The organism is Delftia sp. BGA-UO-ETr-SB1, assembly GCF_059567865.1.
Genome location: NZ_JCAQOW010000004.1, coordinates 1,571,177 through 1,589,608, shown reverse-complemented (window position 1 = coordinate 1,589,608; position 18,432 = coordinate 1,571,177). Strand labels below are relative to the sequence as shown.

At 64.3% G+C, this 18,432-nt stretch carries 19 protein-coding genes and 4 tRNA genes; 16 read left to right on the top strand and 7 right to left on the bottom strand.

Annotated elements, in window-relative coordinates; translation table 11 throughout:
• Positions 1–53: 53 nt before the first annotated feature.
• The 15 genes from AC57B5_RS07795 to AC57B5_RS07725 all read left to right on the top strand — a co-directional run bounded on the left by AC57B5_RS07795 (position 54) and on the right by AC57B5_RS07725 (position 8,750).
• Positions 54–1,274, top strand: a complete 1,221-nt coding sequence (locus AC57B5_RS07795; protein ID WP_012205824.1) for an IscS subfamily cysteine desulfurase — start codon at positions 54–56, stop codon at positions 1,272–1,274.
• 43 nt (positions 1,275–1,317) lie between these two features.
• Positions 1,318–1,716, top strand: a complete 399-nt coding sequence (gene iscU, locus AC57B5_RS07790; protein WP_012205823.1) for a Fe-S cluster assembly scaffold IscU — start codon at positions 1,318–1,320, stop codon at positions 1,714–1,716.
• A gap of 1 nt (position 1,717) precedes the next feature.
• Positions 1,718–2,041, top strand: a complete 324-nt coding sequence (gene iscA / locus AC57B5_RS07785; protein ID WP_012205822.1) for an iron-sulfur cluster assembly protein IscA — start codon at positions 1,718–1,720, stop codon at positions 2,039–2,041.
• A gap of 117 nt (positions 2,042–2,158) precedes the next feature.
• A complete protein-coding gene (hscB, locus tag AC57B5_RS07780) occupies positions 2,159–2,677 on the top strand; it encodes a Fe-S protein assembly co-chaperone HscB (RefSeq protein ID WP_012205821.1) in 519 nt (172 codons plus the stop codon).
• A gap of 84 nt (positions 2,678–2,761) precedes the next feature.
• Positions 2,762–4,630 (top strand): Fe-S protein assembly chaperone HscA, encoded by a 1,869-nt coding sequence (gene hscA, locus AC57B5_RS07775; protein ID WP_238002627.1) that lies wholly within the window; start codon positions 2,762–2,764, stop codon positions 4,628–4,630.
• Positions 4,631–4,655: 25 nt separating this feature from the next.
• Complete coding sequence (gene fdx / locus AC57B5_RS07770; protein WP_013802212.1) at positions 4,656–4,994, top strand: ISC system 2Fe-2S type ferredoxin; 339 nt, start codon at positions 4,656–4,658, stop codon at positions 4,992–4,994.
• Between the two features lie 10 nt (positions 4,995–5,004).
• On the top strand, positions 5,005–5,721 hold the full coding sequence (gene dnaQ, locus AC57B5_RS07765) for a DNA polymerase III subunit epsilon (RefSeq protein ID WP_034394212.1): 717 nt from the start codon (positions 5,005–5,007) through the stop codon (positions 5,719–5,721).
• Between the two features lie 42 nt (positions 5,722–5,763).
• Positions 5,764–5,838: transfer RNA gene (locus AC57B5_RS07760), tRNA-Val, on the top strand.
• A 37-nt stretch (positions 5,839–5,875) separates the two neighbouring features.
• Positions 5,876–5,950 (top strand) — tRNA-Val (locus tag AC57B5_RS07755).
• A gap of 38 nt (positions 5,951–5,988) precedes the next feature.
• Positions 5,989–6,063: transfer RNA gene (locus tag AC57B5_RS07750), tRNA-Val, on the top strand.
• Between the two features lie 36 nt (positions 6,064–6,099).
• A tRNA-Val gene (locus tag AC57B5_RS07745) sits at positions 6,100–6,174 on the top strand.
• Positions 6,175–6,333: 159 nt separating this feature from the next.
• Entirely contained in the window at positions 6,334–7,434 is a 1,101-nt protein-coding gene (locus AC57B5_RS07740; protein ID WP_496399179.1) for an NAD(P)/FAD-dependent oxidoreductase, read from the top strand.
• A 202-nt stretch (positions 7,435–7,636) separates the two neighbouring features.
• On the top strand, positions 7,637–7,948 hold the full coding sequence (locus AC57B5_RS07735; protein ID WP_012205816.1) for a DUF883 domain-containing protein: 312 nt from the start codon (positions 7,637–7,639) through the stop codon (positions 7,946–7,948).
• Between the two features lie 8 nt (positions 7,949–7,956).
• Positions 7,957–8,376, top strand: coding sequence for a phage holin family protein (locus tag AC57B5_RS07730; RefSeq protein ID WP_012205815.1), 420 nt, complete (start codon positions 7,957–7,959; stop codon positions 8,374–8,376).
• A 2-nt stretch (positions 8,377–8,378) separates the two neighbouring features.
• Positions 8,379–8,750: a hypothetical protein gene (locus AC57B5_RS07725; RefSeq protein WP_012205814.1), complete on the top strand. Its 372-nt coding sequence runs from the start codon at positions 8,379–8,381 to the stop codon at positions 8,748–8,750.
• Positions 8,751–8,901: 151 nt separating this feature from the next.
• Here the strand turns inward: AC57B5_RS07725 and AC57B5_RS07720 are convergent, their stop codons facing one another.
• A complete protein-coding gene (locus tag AC57B5_RS07720) occupies positions 8,902–9,948 on the bottom strand; it encodes a quinone-dependent dihydroorotate dehydrogenase (protein WP_496399178.1) in 1,047 nt (348 codons plus the stop codon).
• Positions 9,949–9,982: 34 nt separating this feature from the next.
• Between AC57B5_RS07720 and rpiA the strand changes: the two genes are divergently transcribed.
• The gene (rpiA, locus tag AC57B5_RS07715; protein WP_192366757.1) at positions 9,983–10,675 is read left to right on the top strand and encodes a ribose-5-phosphate isomerase RpiA; all 693 of its coding nucleotides are present in this window, start codon (positions 9,983–9,985) and stop codon (positions 10,673–10,675) included.
• 21 nt (positions 10,676–10,696) lie between these two features.
• Here rpiA and AC57B5_RS07710 read toward each other — a convergent pair whose 3' ends face one another.
• The 6 genes from AC57B5_RS07710 to AC57B5_RS07685 form a co-directional block, all read right to left on the bottom strand.
• The gene (locus AC57B5_RS07710; protein WP_496399443.1) at positions 10,697–11,071 is read right to left on the bottom strand and encodes a hypothetical protein; all 375 of its coding nucleotides are present in this window, start codon (positions 11,069–11,071) and stop codon (positions 10,697–10,699) included.
• A 40-nt stretch (positions 11,072–11,111) separates the two neighbouring features.
• Positions 11,112–11,813 (bottom strand): glutaredoxin family protein, encoded by a 702-nt coding sequence (locus AC57B5_RS07705; protein WP_496399177.1) that lies wholly within the window; start codon positions 11,811–11,813, stop codon positions 11,112–11,114.
• 206 nt (positions 11,814–12,019) lie between these two features.
• Positions 12,020–14,068, bottom strand: coding sequence for a M3 family metallopeptidase (locus AC57B5_RS07700; RefSeq protein WP_202758941.1), 2,049 nt, complete (start codon positions 14,066–14,068; stop codon positions 12,020–12,022).
• Between the two features lie 75 nt (positions 14,069–14,143).
• Positions 14,144–14,998 (bottom strand): bifunctional methylenetetrahydrofolate dehydrogenase/methenyltetrahydrofolate cyclohydrolase FolD, encoded by an 855-nt coding sequence (folD, locus tag AC57B5_RS07695; protein WP_012205808.1) that lies wholly within the window; start codon positions 14,996–14,998, stop codon positions 14,144–14,146.
• Positions 14,999–15,082: 84 nt separating this feature from the next.
• A complete protein-coding gene (locus tag AC57B5_RS07690) occupies positions 15,083–15,733 on the bottom strand; it encodes a response regulator transcription factor (protein WP_012205807.1) in 651 nt (216 codons plus the stop codon).
• On the bottom strand, positions 15,730–18,303 hold the full coding sequence (locus AC57B5_RS07685) for a PAS domain-containing sensor histidine kinase (protein WP_012205806.1): 2,574 nt from the start codon (positions 18,301–18,303) through the stop codon (positions 15,730–15,732). Before AC57B5_RS07685 ends, AC57B5_RS07690 begins: the two co-directional genes overlap by 4 nt.
• Positions 18,304–18,432: the final 129 nt, after the last annotated feature.

Sequence of the window (18,432 nt, the reverse complement as noted above, 5' to 3'; positions counted from 1 at the left end):
GAGTTCATCGCCTTCCCGTTTTTTGCCAGCCTGAACCTTGATAAGAGCCAGTCATGGACATGACCCCGCATTTCCCCATCTATCTCGACTATGGCGCGACCACCCCCGTGGACCCTCGCGTGGTGGACGCCATGATTCCTTGGCTGCGTGAGCATTTCGGCAACGCCGCATCGCGCAGTCATGCCTGGGGTTGGGAAGCCGAGGAGGCCATCGAGAAGGCCCGCGGCCAGGTCGCAGACCTGATCGGCGCGGATCCCCGTGAGATTGTCTGGACCAGCGGTGCCACCGAGTCCATCAATCTGGCCATCAAGGGCGCGGCGCATTTCTACCAGGGCAAGGGCAAGCACCTGATCACGCTCAAGACCGAGCACAAGGCCGTGCTCGACACCATGCGTGAACTTGAGCGCCAGGGCTTTGAGGTGACCTACATGGACGTGCAGCCTGACGGCCTGCTCGACATCGAGGCATTCAAGGCCGCGCTGCGCCCCGACACCATTCTGGTCAGCGTGCTCTTCGTGAACAACGAAATCGGCGTCATCCAAGACATTCCCACCATCGGCGCGCTGTGCCGTGAGAAGGGCATCCTGTTCCATGTGGATGCCGCGCAGGCAACGGGCCGCGTGGAGATCGACATGTCCAAGCTGCCGGTGGACCTGATGAGCATGACCGCGCACAAGACCTATGGCCCCAAGGGCGTGGGTGCCCTGTATGTGCGCCGCAAGCCACGTGTGCGTCTGGAAGCTCAGATCCACGGTGGTGGCCATGAGCGCGGCATGCGCTCGGGCACGCTGCCTACGCACCAGATCGTCGGCATGGGCGAGGCCTTCCGCATTGCCAAGGAAGAAATGGCTGAAAGCAACGCCAAGGCCTACGCGCTGCAGCAGCGTCTGCTCAACGGCTTGAAGGACTTGGAGCAGGTCTTCATCAACGGCAGCATGGAGCACCGTGTGCCGCAGAACCTGAACATGAGCTTCAACTTCGTCGAAGGCGAGTCGCTCATCATGGGCATCAAGGGTCTGGCGGTGTCCTCGGGATCGGCCTGCACGTCGGCCAGCCTGGAGCCCAGCTATGTGCTGCGTGCACTTGGCCGCAGCGACGAACTGGCGCACAGCAGCCTGCGCATGACGATCGGCCGCTTCACGACCGAAGAGGAAATCGACTACGCGATCAGCACCATCCGCACCAATGTGGTCAAGCTGCGCGAACTCAGCCCGCTGTGGGAGATGTTCAAGGACGGCATCGATCTCAGCACCATCCAATGGGCGGCTCACTGAGCATTGGCCGGCACGCGAATCAAGTATTGAAGAGGTAGACATCATGGCTTATTCCGACAAAGTGGTAGACCACTACGAAAATCCCCGCAACGTGGGCTCGTTCGACAAGAATGACGAATCGGTGGGCACCGGCATGGTCGGCGCTCCTGCCTGCGGCGACGTGATGAAGCTGCAGATCAAGGTCAACCCCGAAACCGGCGTCATCGAGGATGCGCGTTTCAAGACCTATGGCTGCGGTTCCGCGATTGCCTCGTCTTCGCTGGTGACCGAGTGGGTCAAGGGCAAGACGCTGGATGAGGCGGCTGCGCTGAAGAACAGCCAGATCGCCGAAGAGCTGGCTCTGCCTCCCGTCAAGGTGCACTGCTCCATCCTGGCCGAAGACGCCATCAAGGCAGCAGTCGATGACTACCGTGCCAAGCGCACTGCGGTGGTGGCCGCCTGATATGGCGATCTCGCTGACCGATTCTGCGGCACGCCACGTGAGCCGCTACCTGTCGCGACGCGGCAAGGGCATCGGCGTGCGCCTCGGGGTCAAGACCACGGGCTGCTCTGGCCTGGCCTACAAGCTGGAGTATGTGGACGAGCAATTGCCCGAGGACGTGATCTTCGAGGACCACGGCATCAAGGTGCTGGTCGATCCCAAGAGCTTGGCCTATATCGACGGCACGGAGCTGGATTTCGTGCGTGAGGGCTTGAACGAAGGCTTCAAGTTCCACAACCCCAACGAGCGTGATCGCTGCGGTTGCGGCGAGAGCTTTCGCATCTGACTGGCATCTGCCGGGCGGCCGGGCCTTTATGGCCTGGCGGCATGCCCGGCAGGCCCTGATTTCTTCTACTCCCTCAAGAGGCCGCCTTCGCTTCGGTGCTGGCGGCTTTTTATCGACATGAACCTGCAATCGGACGATTTCGAGCTGTTTGCGCTGCCGCGCCAATTTGCGCAGGAGCGCAGCACCATTGACGCGCGCTGGAAGGAGTTGCAGCGCGAGGCCCACCCTGACCGCTTTGCTTCGCAGGGAGCCGCCGCGCAGCGCGTGGCCATGCAATGGTCGGTGCGCATCAACGAGGCCTACCAGCGGTTGAAAGAACCACTCAGGCGCGCAGCGTATCTCTGCGAATTGCTGGGTGCACCCGTGCGTGCCGAGGACAACACGTCCATGCCCACCGCCTTTCTGATGCAGCAAATGGAGTGGCGCGAGGCGTTGGAAGAGGCGCAGGACGAGGCCGCCCTGGATGCGCTGGACGACGAGGTGCTGCAGGCGAGAAAGAGCATGCTGGCTGAATGCGGTCGTCAGCTGGATGAGCTGCACGATGCGCAGGCGGCTGTGCAGCAGGTCAGAGCCCTCATGTTTGTTGCGCGATTTGCGCAGGACATAGAGCGTCGCCGCGATCAACTGGGACAATAACCCGCGATCCGCACCTCCCACGAGAGACCCTCATTCACAAGGCAGGCCGGCCGGCCCGGACCTGCAATTTCCCCGAGTATTTTCATGGCGCTTTTGCAGATTTCCGAACCCGGTCAGTCCCCCGATCCCCACCAGCGGCGCATTGCCGTGGGCATCGACCTGGGCACCACGCATTCGCTGGTCGCCGCTGTCCGCAATGGCGTGGCCGAATGCCTGCCGGATGACCAGGGCCGAGTGCTGCTGCCTTCTGTCGTGCGCTATCTGCCCCAGGGCCGCCGTGAGATCGGCCACGCCGCCCAGGCGGCACTGTCTACCGATGCGGGCAACACCATTGCCTCGGCCAAGCGCTTCATGGGCCGCACGCTGGCTGACATTGATGCGCCGGAAAAGCTGCCTTACCGCTTTGCGGAGCAGGAGGCCGGCCGTGGCGTGATCGGGATCGAGACCGTCGATGGCACCAAGACAGCCGTGGAGGTCAGTGCCGAGATCCTGGCCACGCTGCGTTTCCGTGCCGAAGACACCTTCAATGACGACATCCATGGCGCCGTCATCACCGTGCCCGCCTACTTTGACGATGCACAACGCCAGGCCACCAAGGATGCGGCAAAGCTCGCCGGCATCAACCTGCTGCGCCTGATCAACGAGCCCACGGCTGCCGCCATTGCCTACGGCCTGGACAACGGCTCCGAAGGCGTCTACGCCGTCTACGACCTGGGTGGCGGGACCTTCGACATTTCTATCCTGCGTCTGTCCCAGGGTGTGTTCGAGGTCGTCTCCACTGGCGGCGATTCGGCCCTGGGGGGTGACGACTACGATGCGGCTTTGGCCGAGTGGGTGGCCCAGCAGACCGGCGTGATTCCCCAGACGGCCGAGGACAAGGCGCGCTGGCGCATGGCGGCACGCCTTTGCAAGCAGGCATTGACGGATGCACAGGTCGCAACGCTCACGGCCGAGCTGTCTACCGGCGCTGTGCATTTCGATGTAAAGCGCAGCGATTTCGATGCGAGCACGGCCCATCTGACGGCACGTTCGCTGGCGGCCGTGCGCCGCGCGCTCAAGGACGCAGGGCTGGCGCGCGACGAAGTGCAGGGCGTGGTGCTGGTCGGCGGTTCCACCCGCATGCCCCAGGTGCGCGAGGCCGTGGCCGAGTTCTTTGGCCGCGATCCTCTCATCAATCTCAACCCCGACGAAGTCGTCGCGCTGGGGGCCGCCATCCAGGCCAACCAGCTCGCTGGCAACAGCTCCAGCGGCGACATGCTGCTGCTCGACGTGATTCCTCTGTCCCTGGGCGTGGAGACCATGGGCGGCCTTGTCGAGCGAATCATCAGCCGCAACGAGACCATTCCCACAGCCCGTGCCCAGGACTTCACCACCTACAAGGATGGTCAGACGGCCCTGGCCGTCCATGTGGTGCAGGGCGAGCGCGACCTGGTGGCGGACTGCCGCAGCCTGGCGCGTTTCGAGCTGCGCGGCATCCCGCCCATGGCGGCTGGCGCGGCCCGCATCCGTGTGACCTTCACCGTGGATGCCGACGGCCTGCTGTCGGTAGGCGCCAAGGAGCAGACCAGCGGCGTCGAGGCCCATATCCATGTCAAGCCGTCGTACGGCCTGTCGGATGACGAGGTTGCCCGCATGCTGCAGGACGGCTTTGCCACGGCCCAGCAGGACATGCAGGCCCGCGCACTGGTGGAGGCACGTGTCGACGCCGATCGCATGCTGATGGCCACCGAAAGCGCTCTGCAGGCCGATGGCGATGTGCTCGCCGCAGACCAACGTGCAGCCATCGATGCGCTGATCGACGCCCTGCGCGCCAGCGTGGGCTCCGAGGATGCCGCCGTCATCGAGGCCGCGACACAAGCGCTGGCCAAGGGCACGGAGTCCTTTGCCGCCGAGCGCATGAACCGCAGCATCCAGCAGGCCCTGGCCGGCAAGAGCGTGCAATCCCTTTCCTGATTTCTGATCCGACAGCAGATCCGTCATGCCCGTTATCAAAATACTTCCCCACGCCGAATACTGTCCCCAGGGTGCCGAAATCGAGGCGCCCGCCGGAACCTCGATCTGCGAGGCCCTGCTGGACAACAACATCAAGATCGAACATGCCTGCGACATGAGCTGCGCATGCACCACCTGCCATGTGGTGGTCAAGGCGGGCTACAACTCGCTGAACGAGGCCGAGGAAGAGGAGGAAGACCTGCTGGACCGTGCCTGGGGCCTGCAGCCGCAGTCCCGCCTGTCCTGCCAGGCCATCCTGGCACGCGAGGACGTGACCATCGAGATTCCCAAGTACTCGCTCAATCACGCCAAGGAAAACCACTGAGGGCCAGCACATGTCGCGTCAAATCATTCTCGACACTGAAACCACTGGCCTGTCAGCCGACAATGGCGACCGGCTCATCGAGCTGGGCTGCGTGGAGATGGTCAACCGCAAGCTGACCGGCAACAACCTGCATCTGTATTTCAATGCGGGGCGCGACAGCCATCCGGACGCGCTGCGCGTGCACGGCATCACCACCGAATTCCTCAAGGACAAGCCGCGCTTCGAGCACAAGGTCGAGGAGATCTGGGAGTACCTGCAGGGCGCTGAGCTCATCATCCACAACGCGCCCTTTGACCTGGGGTTCCTGAACAAGGAGCTGGAGCTCGCCAACCGCCCGCCGATCCGCCAGTGCGTGAGCGGGGTCATCGACACCCTGGTCATGGCCAAGGAGATGTTCCCTGGCAAGCGCAACTCGCTCGATTCGCTGTGCGATCGCCTGGAGGTGGACAACTCCGGGCGCACGCTGCACGGCGCCTTGCTGGATGCGGAGCTGCTGGCCGATGTCTACATCAACCTCACGCGGGGCCAGGAAGCCCTGTTGATGGCGGAAGAGCCTGTCCAGTCCGAGGGTGGGCTGGTCGTGGCGCAGGTGGATCTGGCCAGCTTCAAGCTGCGCGTGGTGCACGCCAATGATCAGGAGCTGGCCGCACACGAGGATGTGATGGTGCAGATGGACAAATCGAGCGGCGGCAAGACAATTTGGCGCGGCTTCGAAAATCAGTCCTAGAAGTTATGACATAATCTAAGTCTTGTCGCAGTAACGACATATGGGTGATTAGCTCAGCGGTAGAGCACTGCCTTCACACGGCAGGGGTCACATGTTCGATCCATGTATCACCCACCATTTTTTCCAAAGAGGTTGGCCTAGCAGCCAGCTTCGCGGGTGATTAGCTCAGCGGTAGAGCACTGCCTTCACACGGCAGGGGTCACATGTTCGATCCATGTATCACCCACCAGTTTTTTCCAAAGAAGTTGGCCTAGCAGCCAGCTTCGCGGGTGATTAGCTCAGCGGTAGAGCACTGCCTTCACACGGCAGGGGTCACATGTTCGATCCATGTATCACCCACCATTTTTTCGAAGAAGTTGGCCTTGCAGCCGGCTTCGCGGGTGATTAGCTCAGCGGTAGAGCACTGCCTTCACACGGCAGGGGTCACATGTTCGATCCATGTATCACCCACCAATCAAGCCCTCCTGAAATCTGTTCAGGAGGGCTTTTTCATTTCCGCTCGGTGCATGGTTTTCAGGCCCTGGAAATTCCAATGCGCCCAGATGATCTGTGGCGCATTCGTGTCTGACGCCGTCTGATAATCGGCTGCTGGACGGCGAAAGGGCAGGCAAGATGAGCGAACAGGTCGATTGCGTGGTGGTGGGTGCGGGCGTGGTGGGGCTGGCGGTGGCCAGGGCGTTGGCGTTGCAGGGCAGGGAGGTCATGGTGCTGGAGGCAGCTGAAGCCATTGGCACGGGCACCAGCTCGCGCAACAGCGAGGTCATCCATGCCGGCATCTACTATCCCGAAGGTTCGTTGAAAGCCCGTTTGTGCGTCGAAGGCCGGCAGCGCCTCTACGCCTACTGCGGTGAGCGCGGCATTGCCCATCAGCGCTGCGGCAAGCTCATCGTGGCAACGGATGAGGCGCAGCGCGGCCAGCTCCAGACCATTGCACGCAAGGCCGAAGCCAATGGCGTCCATGACCTGCGCTGGCTTGAAGGTGCCGAGGCACGTGCCATGGAGCCCGCGCTGCACTGTGCGGCGGCACTGCACTCCCCCAGCACCGGCATCATCGACAGCCACGCACTGATGCTGGCCTTGCAGGGAGATCTCGAAAACGCAGGCGGCATGGTGGTCTGCCATGCCGAGGTGCAGGAGGCAGCCATCCATCCAGGCGGCGTGTGGCTGCGCACGGCCGATGGGACGGAACTGACGGCCCGCACCCTGGTCAATGCGGCAGGTCTTCAGGCGCCATTGCTGGCGGCCCGTTTGCAGGGGTTTCCGCAGCAGTTTGTTCCGCAGGCCTTCTATGCCAAGGGCAACTATTTCACGCTGTCCGGGCGGGCACCGTTCTCGCGCCTGATCTATCCCGTGCCCGAGGCGGCGGGCCTGGGCGTGCATCTCACGCTGGACATGGGTGGCCAGGCCAAGTTCGGCCCCGATGTGCAGTGGGTCGAGAGCCCAGGTGATCTGCAGGTCGATCCCGTGCGCGCCGATGCCTTCTACGCAGAGATCCGCCGGTATTGGCCGGGTCTGGCCGATGGCGCGCTGGTGCCCGGCTACGCCGGCATCCGCCCCAAGATCAGCGGCCCCGGCGAGGCCGCCGCAGACTTCGTGATTCAGGGGCCTCAGACCCACGGCGTTGCGGGCGTGGTGCAGCTGCTGGGTATCGAGTCACCGGGATTGACCAGCTGCATGGCCATTGGCGCGCACGTGGCGCAATTGCTGGCCTGAGGATCTGCCGGTTCACGACACACGGCCACGGCAGGCCTTGTCTGACAAGGCTCAGGCCCTCTCGCTTCCCGGAAGCCCCGGAACAATTGGATAAGATGCTTGCATGTAACAAGGGCCTTGCCCATGTTGCGTGACAGGTATCGGGCGACATGATTGCCTGCTCCCCGCTGTATTTGTTTTCACCTCAATAGAAAGGCTCATCATGACGAAATCGATCACTGACACCGTCTCCACCGCACAAGCCGATCTTGAAAAACTGGTCGGCGACCTGCGTGGTCTGCTGTCTGCCAAGGAGCTGGATGCCGTGCCGGAAATCCATATGCTGCGCCAGCGTATCGATGATGGCATGTCCAATGTGCGTGAGTCCGCGGTGCGTGCGGCGCAGGAAGCGGCCCGCCAGGCCAAGGATGCCGCCTACGCTGCCGATCGCTACGCCCACGATGAGCCGTGGCGCGTTGCAGGCGCGGCCCTTGCCATGGGCGCCTTGCTGGGCTTCCTGCTGGGTCGTCGCTGATCAACGGCATGCCTGACCAGAAAAGGATGCCTGTGAATTGGATTTCCCTTCTGGGTTTGGATGCCTGGGTGGCGCGCTGGCGCGCTTCCGTGATCGAGCTGGCCATTGCCGCAGAAGACCGCACGGACCTCGCGCGGCTTGAATGGGCCGAGCACAAGCGCAGCATGCAGACGGTGGTCGTGCTGCTGATTGCGCTTGCTGGACTCAGCGTCGTGGTCATGCTCACGCTGTCGGTGGCCTTGCTCGTGCAGTTCTGGGACACCGAGCACCGCGTGCTGGTGGGCTGGCTGGTGGGCGGTGGCTGGCTGGCGGTCTGGGCCATTGCCCTGTGGCAATTGCTGGCTGCCGTGCGCCGCCTGGCCCGCCCCTTCATCCTTACCCGCAACGAGCTGAGCCAGGACTGGCAGGCGCTGAAGAAGAGGCTGTAGCCATGGTCGATGCTTCCAACGCTTCCCCGTCCCGCAACGCTGTCACGCCACCCGCGCCCACGGGGCTCAATGCGGAGCTCTGGGTCACATCCACCGTTGAGCAGCAGCAGGTGATGCAACGCATTGCCCAGCAACGCGAGCGCCTCAAGGCGCGCTCTGCGGCCGTGGCCCAGGCCCGGGCATTGAGCCGCTCTGCCACCCAGGTGCAGCCTGATGCACCGCTGGTGGAGCGTGCCATCACCTTTGCGCGCCTGCATCCCGTGGCTGTGGCCGTAGCGGCCGGTGCCGCACTGATGGTGGGCCCGCGCAAGCTGCTGCGATTCGGCACCACCGTCATGCCCCTGATCCTGCGCTGGCAGCAGCGCAGGGGGTGAGGGCCGAGAAGCCTGCTTCTCTCCCAAAGAAAGAAAACGCCCGGCATGCCGGGCGTTTTCGCGTTCAGCGTTCAGTGCGCCAGCACTGGCTGTGTCTTGACTCAGCTGCCTTGGCTCGAAACGCCAGGCAGCCACCTGTCTGGCACGGGCCTCAACGCAGCTGGGCTATGGCGCGTGCGGTCTCGGGCACCAGGGCAGGGCCTCGGTAGATCAGGCCGCTGTAGATCTGGACCACGTCGGCGCCTGCGCGGATTTTGCTGACGGCATCTTCGCCGCTGAGAATGCCGCCCACGCCGATGATGGGGTAGCGACTGCCCAGGGCGGAACGCAGTTGGCGGATGACCTGGTTGCTGGCCTCCAGCACTGGCGCACCGGACAGGCCGCCCGTTTCCTGCGCGTGGGGCAGGCCCTTGACGGCTTCCCGGCTGATCGTGGTGTTGGTGGCGATCACACCATCCATGCCATGGCGCTGCAGCGTGGCGGCGATGACGCCGACCTGCTCTTCATCCAGGTCGGGTGCAATCTTCACGAACACCGGCACCCGATTGCCATGCTGCGTGGCCAGATGCTCACGGCGCTCGGCAATCGCACCCAGCAGGGCGTCCAGCGCTTCGTCGCTTTGCAGGGCGCGCAGGTTCTTGGTGTTGGGCGAGCTGATGTTCACCGTCACGTAGTCGGCATGCGGGTACACGCCGTCCAGCGCCTTGAGATAGTCGCTGGTGGCATCTTCGATGGGAGTGGTGGCGTTCTTGCCGATGTTCAGCCCCAGCAGCATGGGTTTGCCCTGGGCGCGGGCCTGTGAGCGCTTGACGTTGCTCAGAAAGGCATCCAGGCCTTCGTTGTTGAAGCCCAGGCGGTTGATCAGCGCATTGCGTTCGGGAATGCGGAACATGCGCGGCTTGGGGTTGCCCGGTTGGGGGCGGGGCGTCACGGTGCCCACCTCGACGAAGCCGAAACCCATGGCGGCCAGCGCGTCGATGCAGCGTGCATTCTTGTCCAGACCCGCTGCCATGCCCACGCGGTTGGGGAACTTGAGGCCGGCAAGCTCGACGGGGTCACTCACCATGGGCTGTGCCCATGCCTGCTGCAGGAGCGTGTTCTGCCCCTTTGCCATCAGGTTCATCGTGAGATCGTGGGCGGATTCGGGGTCCATGCCGAAGAGAAAGGGACGGGTCAGGGCGTAGGGGATCAGAGACATGGGGATAATCAAAGGATTACCTGGATTTTCCCTCATGACGACATCTGCTGCCTCTTTTTCCCAAGATGAACTCAAAGCCCTGGTCGGGCAAGCCGCTCTGGCCTATGTGGTGCCCGGCGAAATCGTCGGCGTTGGCACCGGCTCCACGGTCAACAAGTTCATCGATGCACTGGCCACCATCAAGGACCAGATCCCGGGCGCCGTGTCCAGCTCCGTGGCCAGCACCGAGCGCCTGAAGGCGCTGGGCATCAAGGTGCTGGACGCCAACGAAGTCGCCAGCCTGTCGGTCTATATTGACGGCGCCGACGAGATTGACGGCCGCGGCTACATGGTCAAGGGCGGCGGCGCCGCGCTGACGCGCGAGAAGATCGTCGCTGCGCTGGCCGAGCGCTTTGTATGCATTGCCGATGCCTCCAAGCGCGTCGAGGTGCTGGGAGACTTTCCGCTGCCTGTGGAGGTGATTCCCATGGCAGCTGCCCAGATTGCGAACCGTTTCAAGGCCATGGGTGGCTGCGCCGAGATCCGCATGAAGGACGGCGCGCCCCTGGTGACGGACAACGGCCAGCACATTCTTGATGTGCGCGGCCTGAAGATCGCAGAGCCTCTGGCCTTCGAGTCCGACGTCAACCAATGGCCTGGCGTGGTGACCGTGGGAGTGTTTGCGCACCAGAAGGCATCGGTCTGCCTGCTGGGCACGCCCGAGGGCGTGCAGACGCTCAACTATTGAGCGAAGACCTTCCGGCCTCGGCTAGCCGAGGCTCTCGAACGCCACGGCGCCTGTGATCCAGGCGAGCAGGGCCAATGCACCCAGGCACAGCGCGCGCAACGAAGCTTGCGCGCGTTGTTTTTTGTGGCGCTGCATGAGCAAGGCGATGGCCGCCAGCCCCGTGTAGACGGCAAGGAACGCAGCCGTCGCCATGTAGTAGGCCAGACGGTTGAGGCCATTGCCCAGGCCTCCGTCATGCATGAACCACAGCGTGATCAGGCAAGGCACCAGCGCCAGGATGGCCAGCCTGAAAGGCTCGCGCCATGAAGGCCTTGCAACCAGGGTCCACGCGATGAGCGCGGGCAAGCCGACAAGCGTGGCAAGCCTTGCCATGGTCCAGACCACATCGGACAGCATGGAATCCACTGCCGGGCTCCTGATTGCGGCAGGCGCTTGCCTAGAAGCTCAGGCCTGCCGGGTTGTCGTTGGTGCGTGCACCAGGCGCTGGGGCGGGCATGGGGGTGCGTCTGCTGCCCGGGTCCTCGGCAGCGGCGGGTGCTGCTGCGGGCGCCGATGCCGCCGATGCAGCGGGCGTAGGCGTGGTCAATGGCTGTGCCGATGGCCGCTTGTACTGGGCAGGCAGTTGCGAGGTCGCAGGATAGCCTGCGGCATCCAGGTATTGGGTCCATTCGCTGGACGAGAAGCCGCTGAGGAACTGCTTGCCAACGGTGGCAAACGGCAGGCTGTTCTGGCCGCTGAGCTTTTGCAGGGCAGAGGCGTCCGCCTCGGTCTGCACCAGGCGTTCAGCATAGGGAATGCCTCTGGATTGGAGCAACTGGCGCGCGCTGTCGCAGGGCGCGCAGTCGGACGAAGTGTACAGCGTCACCGGAAAGCGGCCTGCGATCTGGCGCAACGCATAGGGCAGGGAGGCATTGCTGTCAGCTGTGCCCGCGACTGACGGGGAGGCAGAGGCGGCAGGCGCTGCCTGCTGCTGGGCGCTTTGGGCCGGGCGGTCCGAGAAAGTGACTTTTCCATCGGGCCCGACGATACGGTAGACCTGTTGTGCGCTGGCCGGCAGCGCGGCAGCGAGGCAGACGAGGGCGAGGCATGGCATCAGGTGGCGCAGGGCGCCGCGGCCAAGGCTGGGAGAAGACTGCATGGACGATCTCGGTTCGGAAGAAGGGTTTCGTGCCGGGGGCCACCACTCGTCGGATGGATGCCCGCACAGGAGTGCCTGCAAGCATAGCGTGCCATTCATCCTGGGCCATCTTCTGGAGCCACAGGATGTGGCTGCGCGCATCCGATGGGGTGGCCGGGCCAGGAAAAAGCGCCCCGTCGGGGCGCTGCAGACCTGGGACCGGGCTCTCAGGCCTGGGCCATGCCCTGGTGGCGCAACAGCGCATCCAGCTGGGGTTCGCGGCCACGGAAGGCCTTGAACGACTCCATGGCCGGGCGGGCCCCCCCGGCCTCCAGAATCGCCTCACGGTAGCGGCGGCCTGTCTCGGGGTTGGGGGTTCCATCGGCCAGCATGGTTTCCTCGAAGGCCGCATAGGCATCTGCCGAGAGGACTTCAGCCCACTTGTAGCTGTAGTAGCCGGCTGCATAGCCGCCTGCAAAGATGTGGCTGAAGGTGTGGGCCGAGCGGCTGTAGGGGGGCGACGGCAGCACGGCCACCTCGGCGCGCACGCGGGCCAGCAGCGGCATGATGTCTGCCTTCGGATCGTGCTCGGTATGCAGCAGCATGTCGAACAGCGAGAACTCGATCTGGCGCAGCGTCTGCATGCCCGACTGGAAGTTCTTGGCTGCGATCATCTTGTCGTACAGGGCGCGCGGCAGCGGCTCGCCGCTGTCCACGTGGGCGGTCATGTGCTTGAGCACTTCCCATTCCCAGCAGAAGTTCTCCATGAACTGGCTTGGCAGCTCCACGGCATCCCATTCCACGCCCGCGATGCCCGAGACGTCGCGCTCGTTGACCTGGGTCAGCATGTGGTGCAGGCCGTGGCCGGTTTCATGGAACAGCGTGATCACGTCATCGTGCGTGAGCAGGGCCGGCTTGCCGTCAACGCCAGTGGCAAAGTTGCAGACCAGGTGCGCGACCGGCGTCTGCAGCCTGTGGTTGTCAGGGCGCAGCCAGCGGGTACGCACATCGTCCATCCAGGCGCCGCCACGCTTGCCCGATCGCGCCGGCTGGTCCAGGTAGAACTGGCCGACCAGCTCAGGGCCTTGCGGCGTGCTGCGCTCGATGCGGTAGAACTCGACGGCAGGATTCCAGACCGGCGCCGCGTCGCGGCGGATGGCCACGTCGAACAGCGTCTCGACGATCTTGAACAGGCCGGCCAGCACCTTGGGCGCAGGGAAGTACTGCTTGACCTCCTGCTCGCTGAAGGCATAGCGCGCCTCCTTGAGCTTTTCGGAGACATAGGCCCAGTCCCAGGGCTGGGGATCGGCCAGGCCCAGTTCATCGCGTGCGAAGGCGCGCAGGTCGGCGACATCCTTCTCGGCATAGGGGCGGGCCCGGTGCGCGAGATCGCGCAGAAAGTCGATCACCTGCTGTGGCGAATGCGCCATCTTGGGAACCAGCGAAATCTCGCCGAAATTGCGGTAACCCAGCAACTGCGCCTCTTCCTTGCGCAGGGCCAGGATCTCCGAGATGTTGGCCGTGTTGTCGAAGCGGATGGCATCGCCCTCGGCCTGGTCGGAGGCGCGTGTCACATAGGCGCGGTAGAGCTTCTCGCGCAGCGCACTGCTGGCCGCGAACTGCATCACGGGCAGATAGCAGGGCATCTTCAGCGTGAGCTTGAAGCCTTGCTTGCCTTCGGCCTCGGCGGCGGAGCGGGCTGCCTGGCGCACATCCTGCGGCACGCCGTCCAGCTCTTCGGCCGTGGCGTAGTAGGCGAATGCATCGGTGGCGTCGAGCGCGTTCTCGCTGAACTTCTGCGTCAGTTCGGCCGAGCGTTCCTGGATCTTGGCAAAGCGCAGCTTGTCCTCGCCCCGCAGCTCGGCACCGGAGAGCACGAAGTTGCGCATGGCATGGTCCCAGGCCGCACGCTGCTCGACATTGAGCGTGGCGGGGTCAATGGCCTTGTACTTGGCGTACAGGCGCTCGTCGGCACCCAGGCGCGTCCAGAATTCGGTGACCTTGGGCAGGGACTCGTTGTAGGCGGCTCGCAGCTCGGGCGTATCGGCCACGCTGTTGAGGTGGCTGACAGCGCCCCAGGCCGTTCCCAGCTTCTCGGTGGCGACATCGAGCACGGCCGAGATCGAATCCCAGCGCGCCGGAAAGTCGGGTGCCGTGACGGTCTCCAGGGCCTCTGCGGCCCCGGTCAGCAGGATATCGATGGCCGGGCCGACATCGGCAGGGCGTATGCGATCGAACAGGGGCAGGTCGGAGGATTCGAGGAGGGGATTGCTCATGCGTGTCAGATGCCGTCGGGTGCATTGAAATCAAGCGGCTCCCCAGGGAGCCGCCCGATGCTTGTCAGCTCCTGGTCAGCCGGCGGCGCGCTCGGCCGCCTCCATGGTGTTGACCAGCAGCATGGTAATCGTCATGGGGCCGACACCGCCGGGTACGGGCGTGATGAAGCCGGCCACTTCCTTGACGCCGTCAAAGTCCACGTCGCCGCAGAGCTTGCCTTCGTCGTTGCGATTCATGCCCACGTCGATGACCACGGCGCCAGGCTTGCACATGTCAGCCGTCAGCACATTGCGCTTGCCCACGGCGGCGACCACGATGTCGGCCTGGCGCGTCATGGCGGCGAGATCGGCCGTGCCGCTGTGGCAGATGGTGACGGTGGCATTGGCGGCCAGCAGCATCATGGCCATGGGCTTGCCGACGATGTTGGAGCGGCCGATGACCACGGCGTGCTTGCCGCGCAGGTCCTTCATGCCGATGGATTCGAGCATCTTCATGCAGCCGTAGGGGGTGCAGGCCTTGAAGCCGACCTCGCCCACCATCAGCGCGCCTGCACTGGCCACGTGAAAGCCATCCACGTCCTTGAGCGGCGAGATGGTCTCGATGACCTTGTGGTCGTCGATGTGTGCGGGCAGCGGCAGCTGGACCAGGATGCCGTGGATGCTGGGGTCGTTGTTCAGCGCCTCGACGCGGGCCAGCAGTTCGGCCTCGGTCATCGAGGCATCGTACTTCTCCAGCACCGAATGAAAGCCCGCGTCCTCGCAGGCCTTGACCTTGTTGCGCACATAGACCTGGGAGGCAGGGTTGTCGCCGACCAGGACCACGGCCAGGCCGGGCGTGGTGCCGCGGGCCTTCAGGGCGGTGGCGCGCTGGGCGACTTCGGCACGCAGTTGGCGGGAGAGGGCGTTGCCGTCGATAAGTTGGGCTGTCATTGCAGTGAATACCAATAAAAATGCTGCTAGGGCTTGTTGATCAAGCGCTAGCAGCTCTTTGAAAAAAAGCGGTGGTGTCTTGGCTTATCCGGCGACGGCTGCCTTGGCCGCTGCAGCGGTCTGGCCCTGGCCCAGGGCGATCTTGAGCAGATCGGCCACGGTGTTGGCGTTGAGCTTTTCCATGATGTTGGCGCGGTGCGCCTCCACCGTCTTGATGCTGATGCCAAGATCGTCGGCGATCTGCTTGTTCAGCCGGCCGGCGACGATGCGCTCCAGCACCTGGGCTTCACGGCTGGTCAGCTTGGCCAGCAGCGCATCGCGGCTGGCGGCCTGCTGGTGGCCGGCAAAGGCTTCGCGGGCATGGTCCAGCATGCGCTCGACCAGGTTCAGCAGTTCCTCTTCGTTGAACGGCTTCTGGATGAAGTCCAGTGCGCCCTTCTTCATGGTGTTCACCGCCATGGGCACGTCGCCGTGGCCGGTGATGAAGACGATGGGAAGGGGGGACTTGCGTTCGATCAGGCGGTCCTGCAGTTCCAGGCCCGTCATGCCGCCCATGCGGATGTCGACGATGAGGCAGGCGATCTCGCGTGGGTCGTAGCGCGAGAGGAAGGTCTCGGCCGAGTCGAAGCAGCGCACACGATAGTCCTTGCCCTCCAACAACCATTGCAACGAATCACGAACCGCTTCGTCGTCATCAACTACGTACACAGTGCCTTTTTTCGGGATCAAGCTCATGCAATCGTCCTTGTTGTGGGTTCAATGGTCGCTGCCGGCGTTGTCGCGTCGCCCGGCGGGGCCAGCGGCAGCCAGAATGAAAACCGGCAGCCGACAACCTCGGAACCATTGTAGAGGTTCTCGGCACGCATCCGGCCCTGGTGGGACTCGACAATGCTGCGGCACAGATTCAGCCCCATGCCCATGCCTTCGCTCTTGGTGGTGAAGAAGGCCTCGAAGAGGCGTTCCAGCACCTCGGGCGGCAGGCCCTTGCCGGTGTCCTGCACGTTGAATTCGATGACGCGCTGGTCCTCGATGGTGCGCGGCACCACGCGCAGTTCCACGTTGCGCTGGTGGCTGGGGCGGCCCGACTGCTCGATGGATTCGGCGCCGTTCTTCATGAGGTTGACCAGCACCTGCTCGATGAGGATGGTGTCGGCCATGATGGCCGGCATGCGCTCGGCCACGTGGTAGGTCAGCTGCACATTGCGGCGGCGCAGCTCGATCCCGGCCAGCTCCACGGCCTCGCTGACCATGTCGGTGACCTGGGCCAGTGTGCGGTTGGGCTCGCTGCGCTTGACGAAGGAGCGTATGCGCAAAATGATCTGCCCCGCGCGCTGCGCCTGGTGGGCGGTTTTCTCCAGCGCGAACTTCATCTGCTCTTCGGTCAGCGTGCCCTTTTCGAGCCGGGTGAGCATGCCGCTGCAGTAGTTGCTGATGGCGGTCAGCGGCTGGTTGAGCTCATGGGCGACGCTGGAGGCCATCTCGCCCATGGTGATCAGGCGGCTGACGGACTGGGCGTGCTCGGCCTGGCGATCGGCCTGCTCCTCGGCCAGGCGGCGCGGCGTGATGTCGGTGGCGATCACCATCTGGGCCAGGCGGCCGTCCACCCAGCTCAGGTAGCGCGATCGCACTTCCAGCCACTTGCCCAGTTCGGGCAGGTAGATCTCGGCGTTTTCGCTGCGTGCGCTGGTCAGCGAGTCGGTGGGCAGGCCCATGAGGCCGTCCTCGTCGTCCATGCCTTGCGGCTGCGAGCGCACGGGCAGCACGCCGGCTTGGGCGACGAGCTGCAGGTGGCCATCGGTCTGTGAGCCAAACCATTGCCGGTACAGCTTGTTGGCGAACAGCAGCTCGGCGCTGCCCAGCGGGGCGACGGACACCGAGGCGTCCAGCGCCTCCAGCACGATGGTGAAGCGCTCATAGGAGGCAGACAGTTGCTCGCGGATGCGGTTGGGCTCGGTGATATCGGTCATGGACGACATCCAGCCCGTGTGCTGGCCATGGGCGTCGATCAGCGGCGAGACATACAGGCGCGCATCGAACTGCGTGCCGTTCTTGCGCTGCACGCGCACCTGAAAGCCGCCGACGATGGTCTTGCCCGAAAGCTCTTCGCGCAGCTTGGAGTGCAGGTTGTCGTAGTCGTTGTCGGGCCAGTAGGAGTAGGGCGGCATCTGGCCGACCAGCTCTGATTCGCTCCAGCCCGTCATCTGGCAGAAGGCTGCATTCACATAGGTGATACGGCCTTGCAGGTCCAGCGCGCGCATGCCGGTGAGTACGGAGTTTTCCATGGCGCGGCGGAAGTTGGTTTCCGCGACCAGGGCCTCCTGGGCGCGCTGGCGGCGGCGCGTGTGGCGCCAGGTGGCCAGCAGCAGCCATGCCGTCATCGCACTGAGTGTGCCCACCAGCCAGAACAGGCCGCTGCCGACCACGCCCAGCGAGGTGCGATAGGCCTGGGCACGCAGCACCAGACTGTTGCCGACGGGAGCGACGGGGGCCTCGTCCTCGTTGGCAACGGTGCGCCAGCGCAGCAGTTCGGTGGCGGTCTGCTTGCGCGGTGTCAGCGGCGTGCCTGCCAGCACCTGGCCCCGGCTGTCGAGCATGGTCATGGCGTAGCGGGCCATGATTTCGGTGGGCGTTCCATAGCGCAGCAGGCTGTCGATGGAGTACTCGCCCAGCAGCTCGCCGATGTAGCGGCCGTCCTGTGCCAGCGGCACATGCAGTTGCAGCAGCGGCGCGGCTTCCCCCTTGTGGGCCAGTCCCTGCACGTAGATGGGTTGCTGCATCTCACGCGCGAGCTGGTAGGCCTCCAGCGCGTCTCCGGCGCGCAGCACTTCACGCGGGATGCGCAGCTGCTCGCTGCTCACTGTGGGGGCGGACTGGCTGGCCAGGATGCGCCGCTGTGCATCGATCCAGGTGATGGACTGCAGTTCCGGGTACTGGCTGATGAGTGCTTCGGCGCGGCTGGCGAAGTCGGACTCGCCCAGGTCGTGGTTGCCGATGTCGCGCGCCATGCGCATCAGTTGCTCCTGGCGCTCCAGCAGGCGCAGGCGCACGCGTTGCTGGGCATATTCCACGTCGCGATGCAGCGCTTCCTTCTCGCGGTCGATCTCCTCCATGCGCAGGTACCAGAAGGAGGCCACGATGGCCGCCATGAACATCAGTACGGCCGCGAGGGGGGCGAGCGCCGCGAAGCGGTCCTGGCGCGTGGGAGAAAGACTGCGCCACCAGCTGCGCCACCAGCGCACTGGCGCGGCCACGCCTGCCATGGGGGCAGGGCTGTGCGTGCCGTGCTCGGAAGGGGAGGATTGCATGCGCCCAGTGTAGGGGAGAGTCTGACTGTTTTTAAGGAGTATTGGAGTCGCCGCCGAGGCGCTTCGGCGACGTTCTTTGGGGTCTTCACTGTATGTGCGTTTGCAGCAAAATTTCAAATTATGAAATCA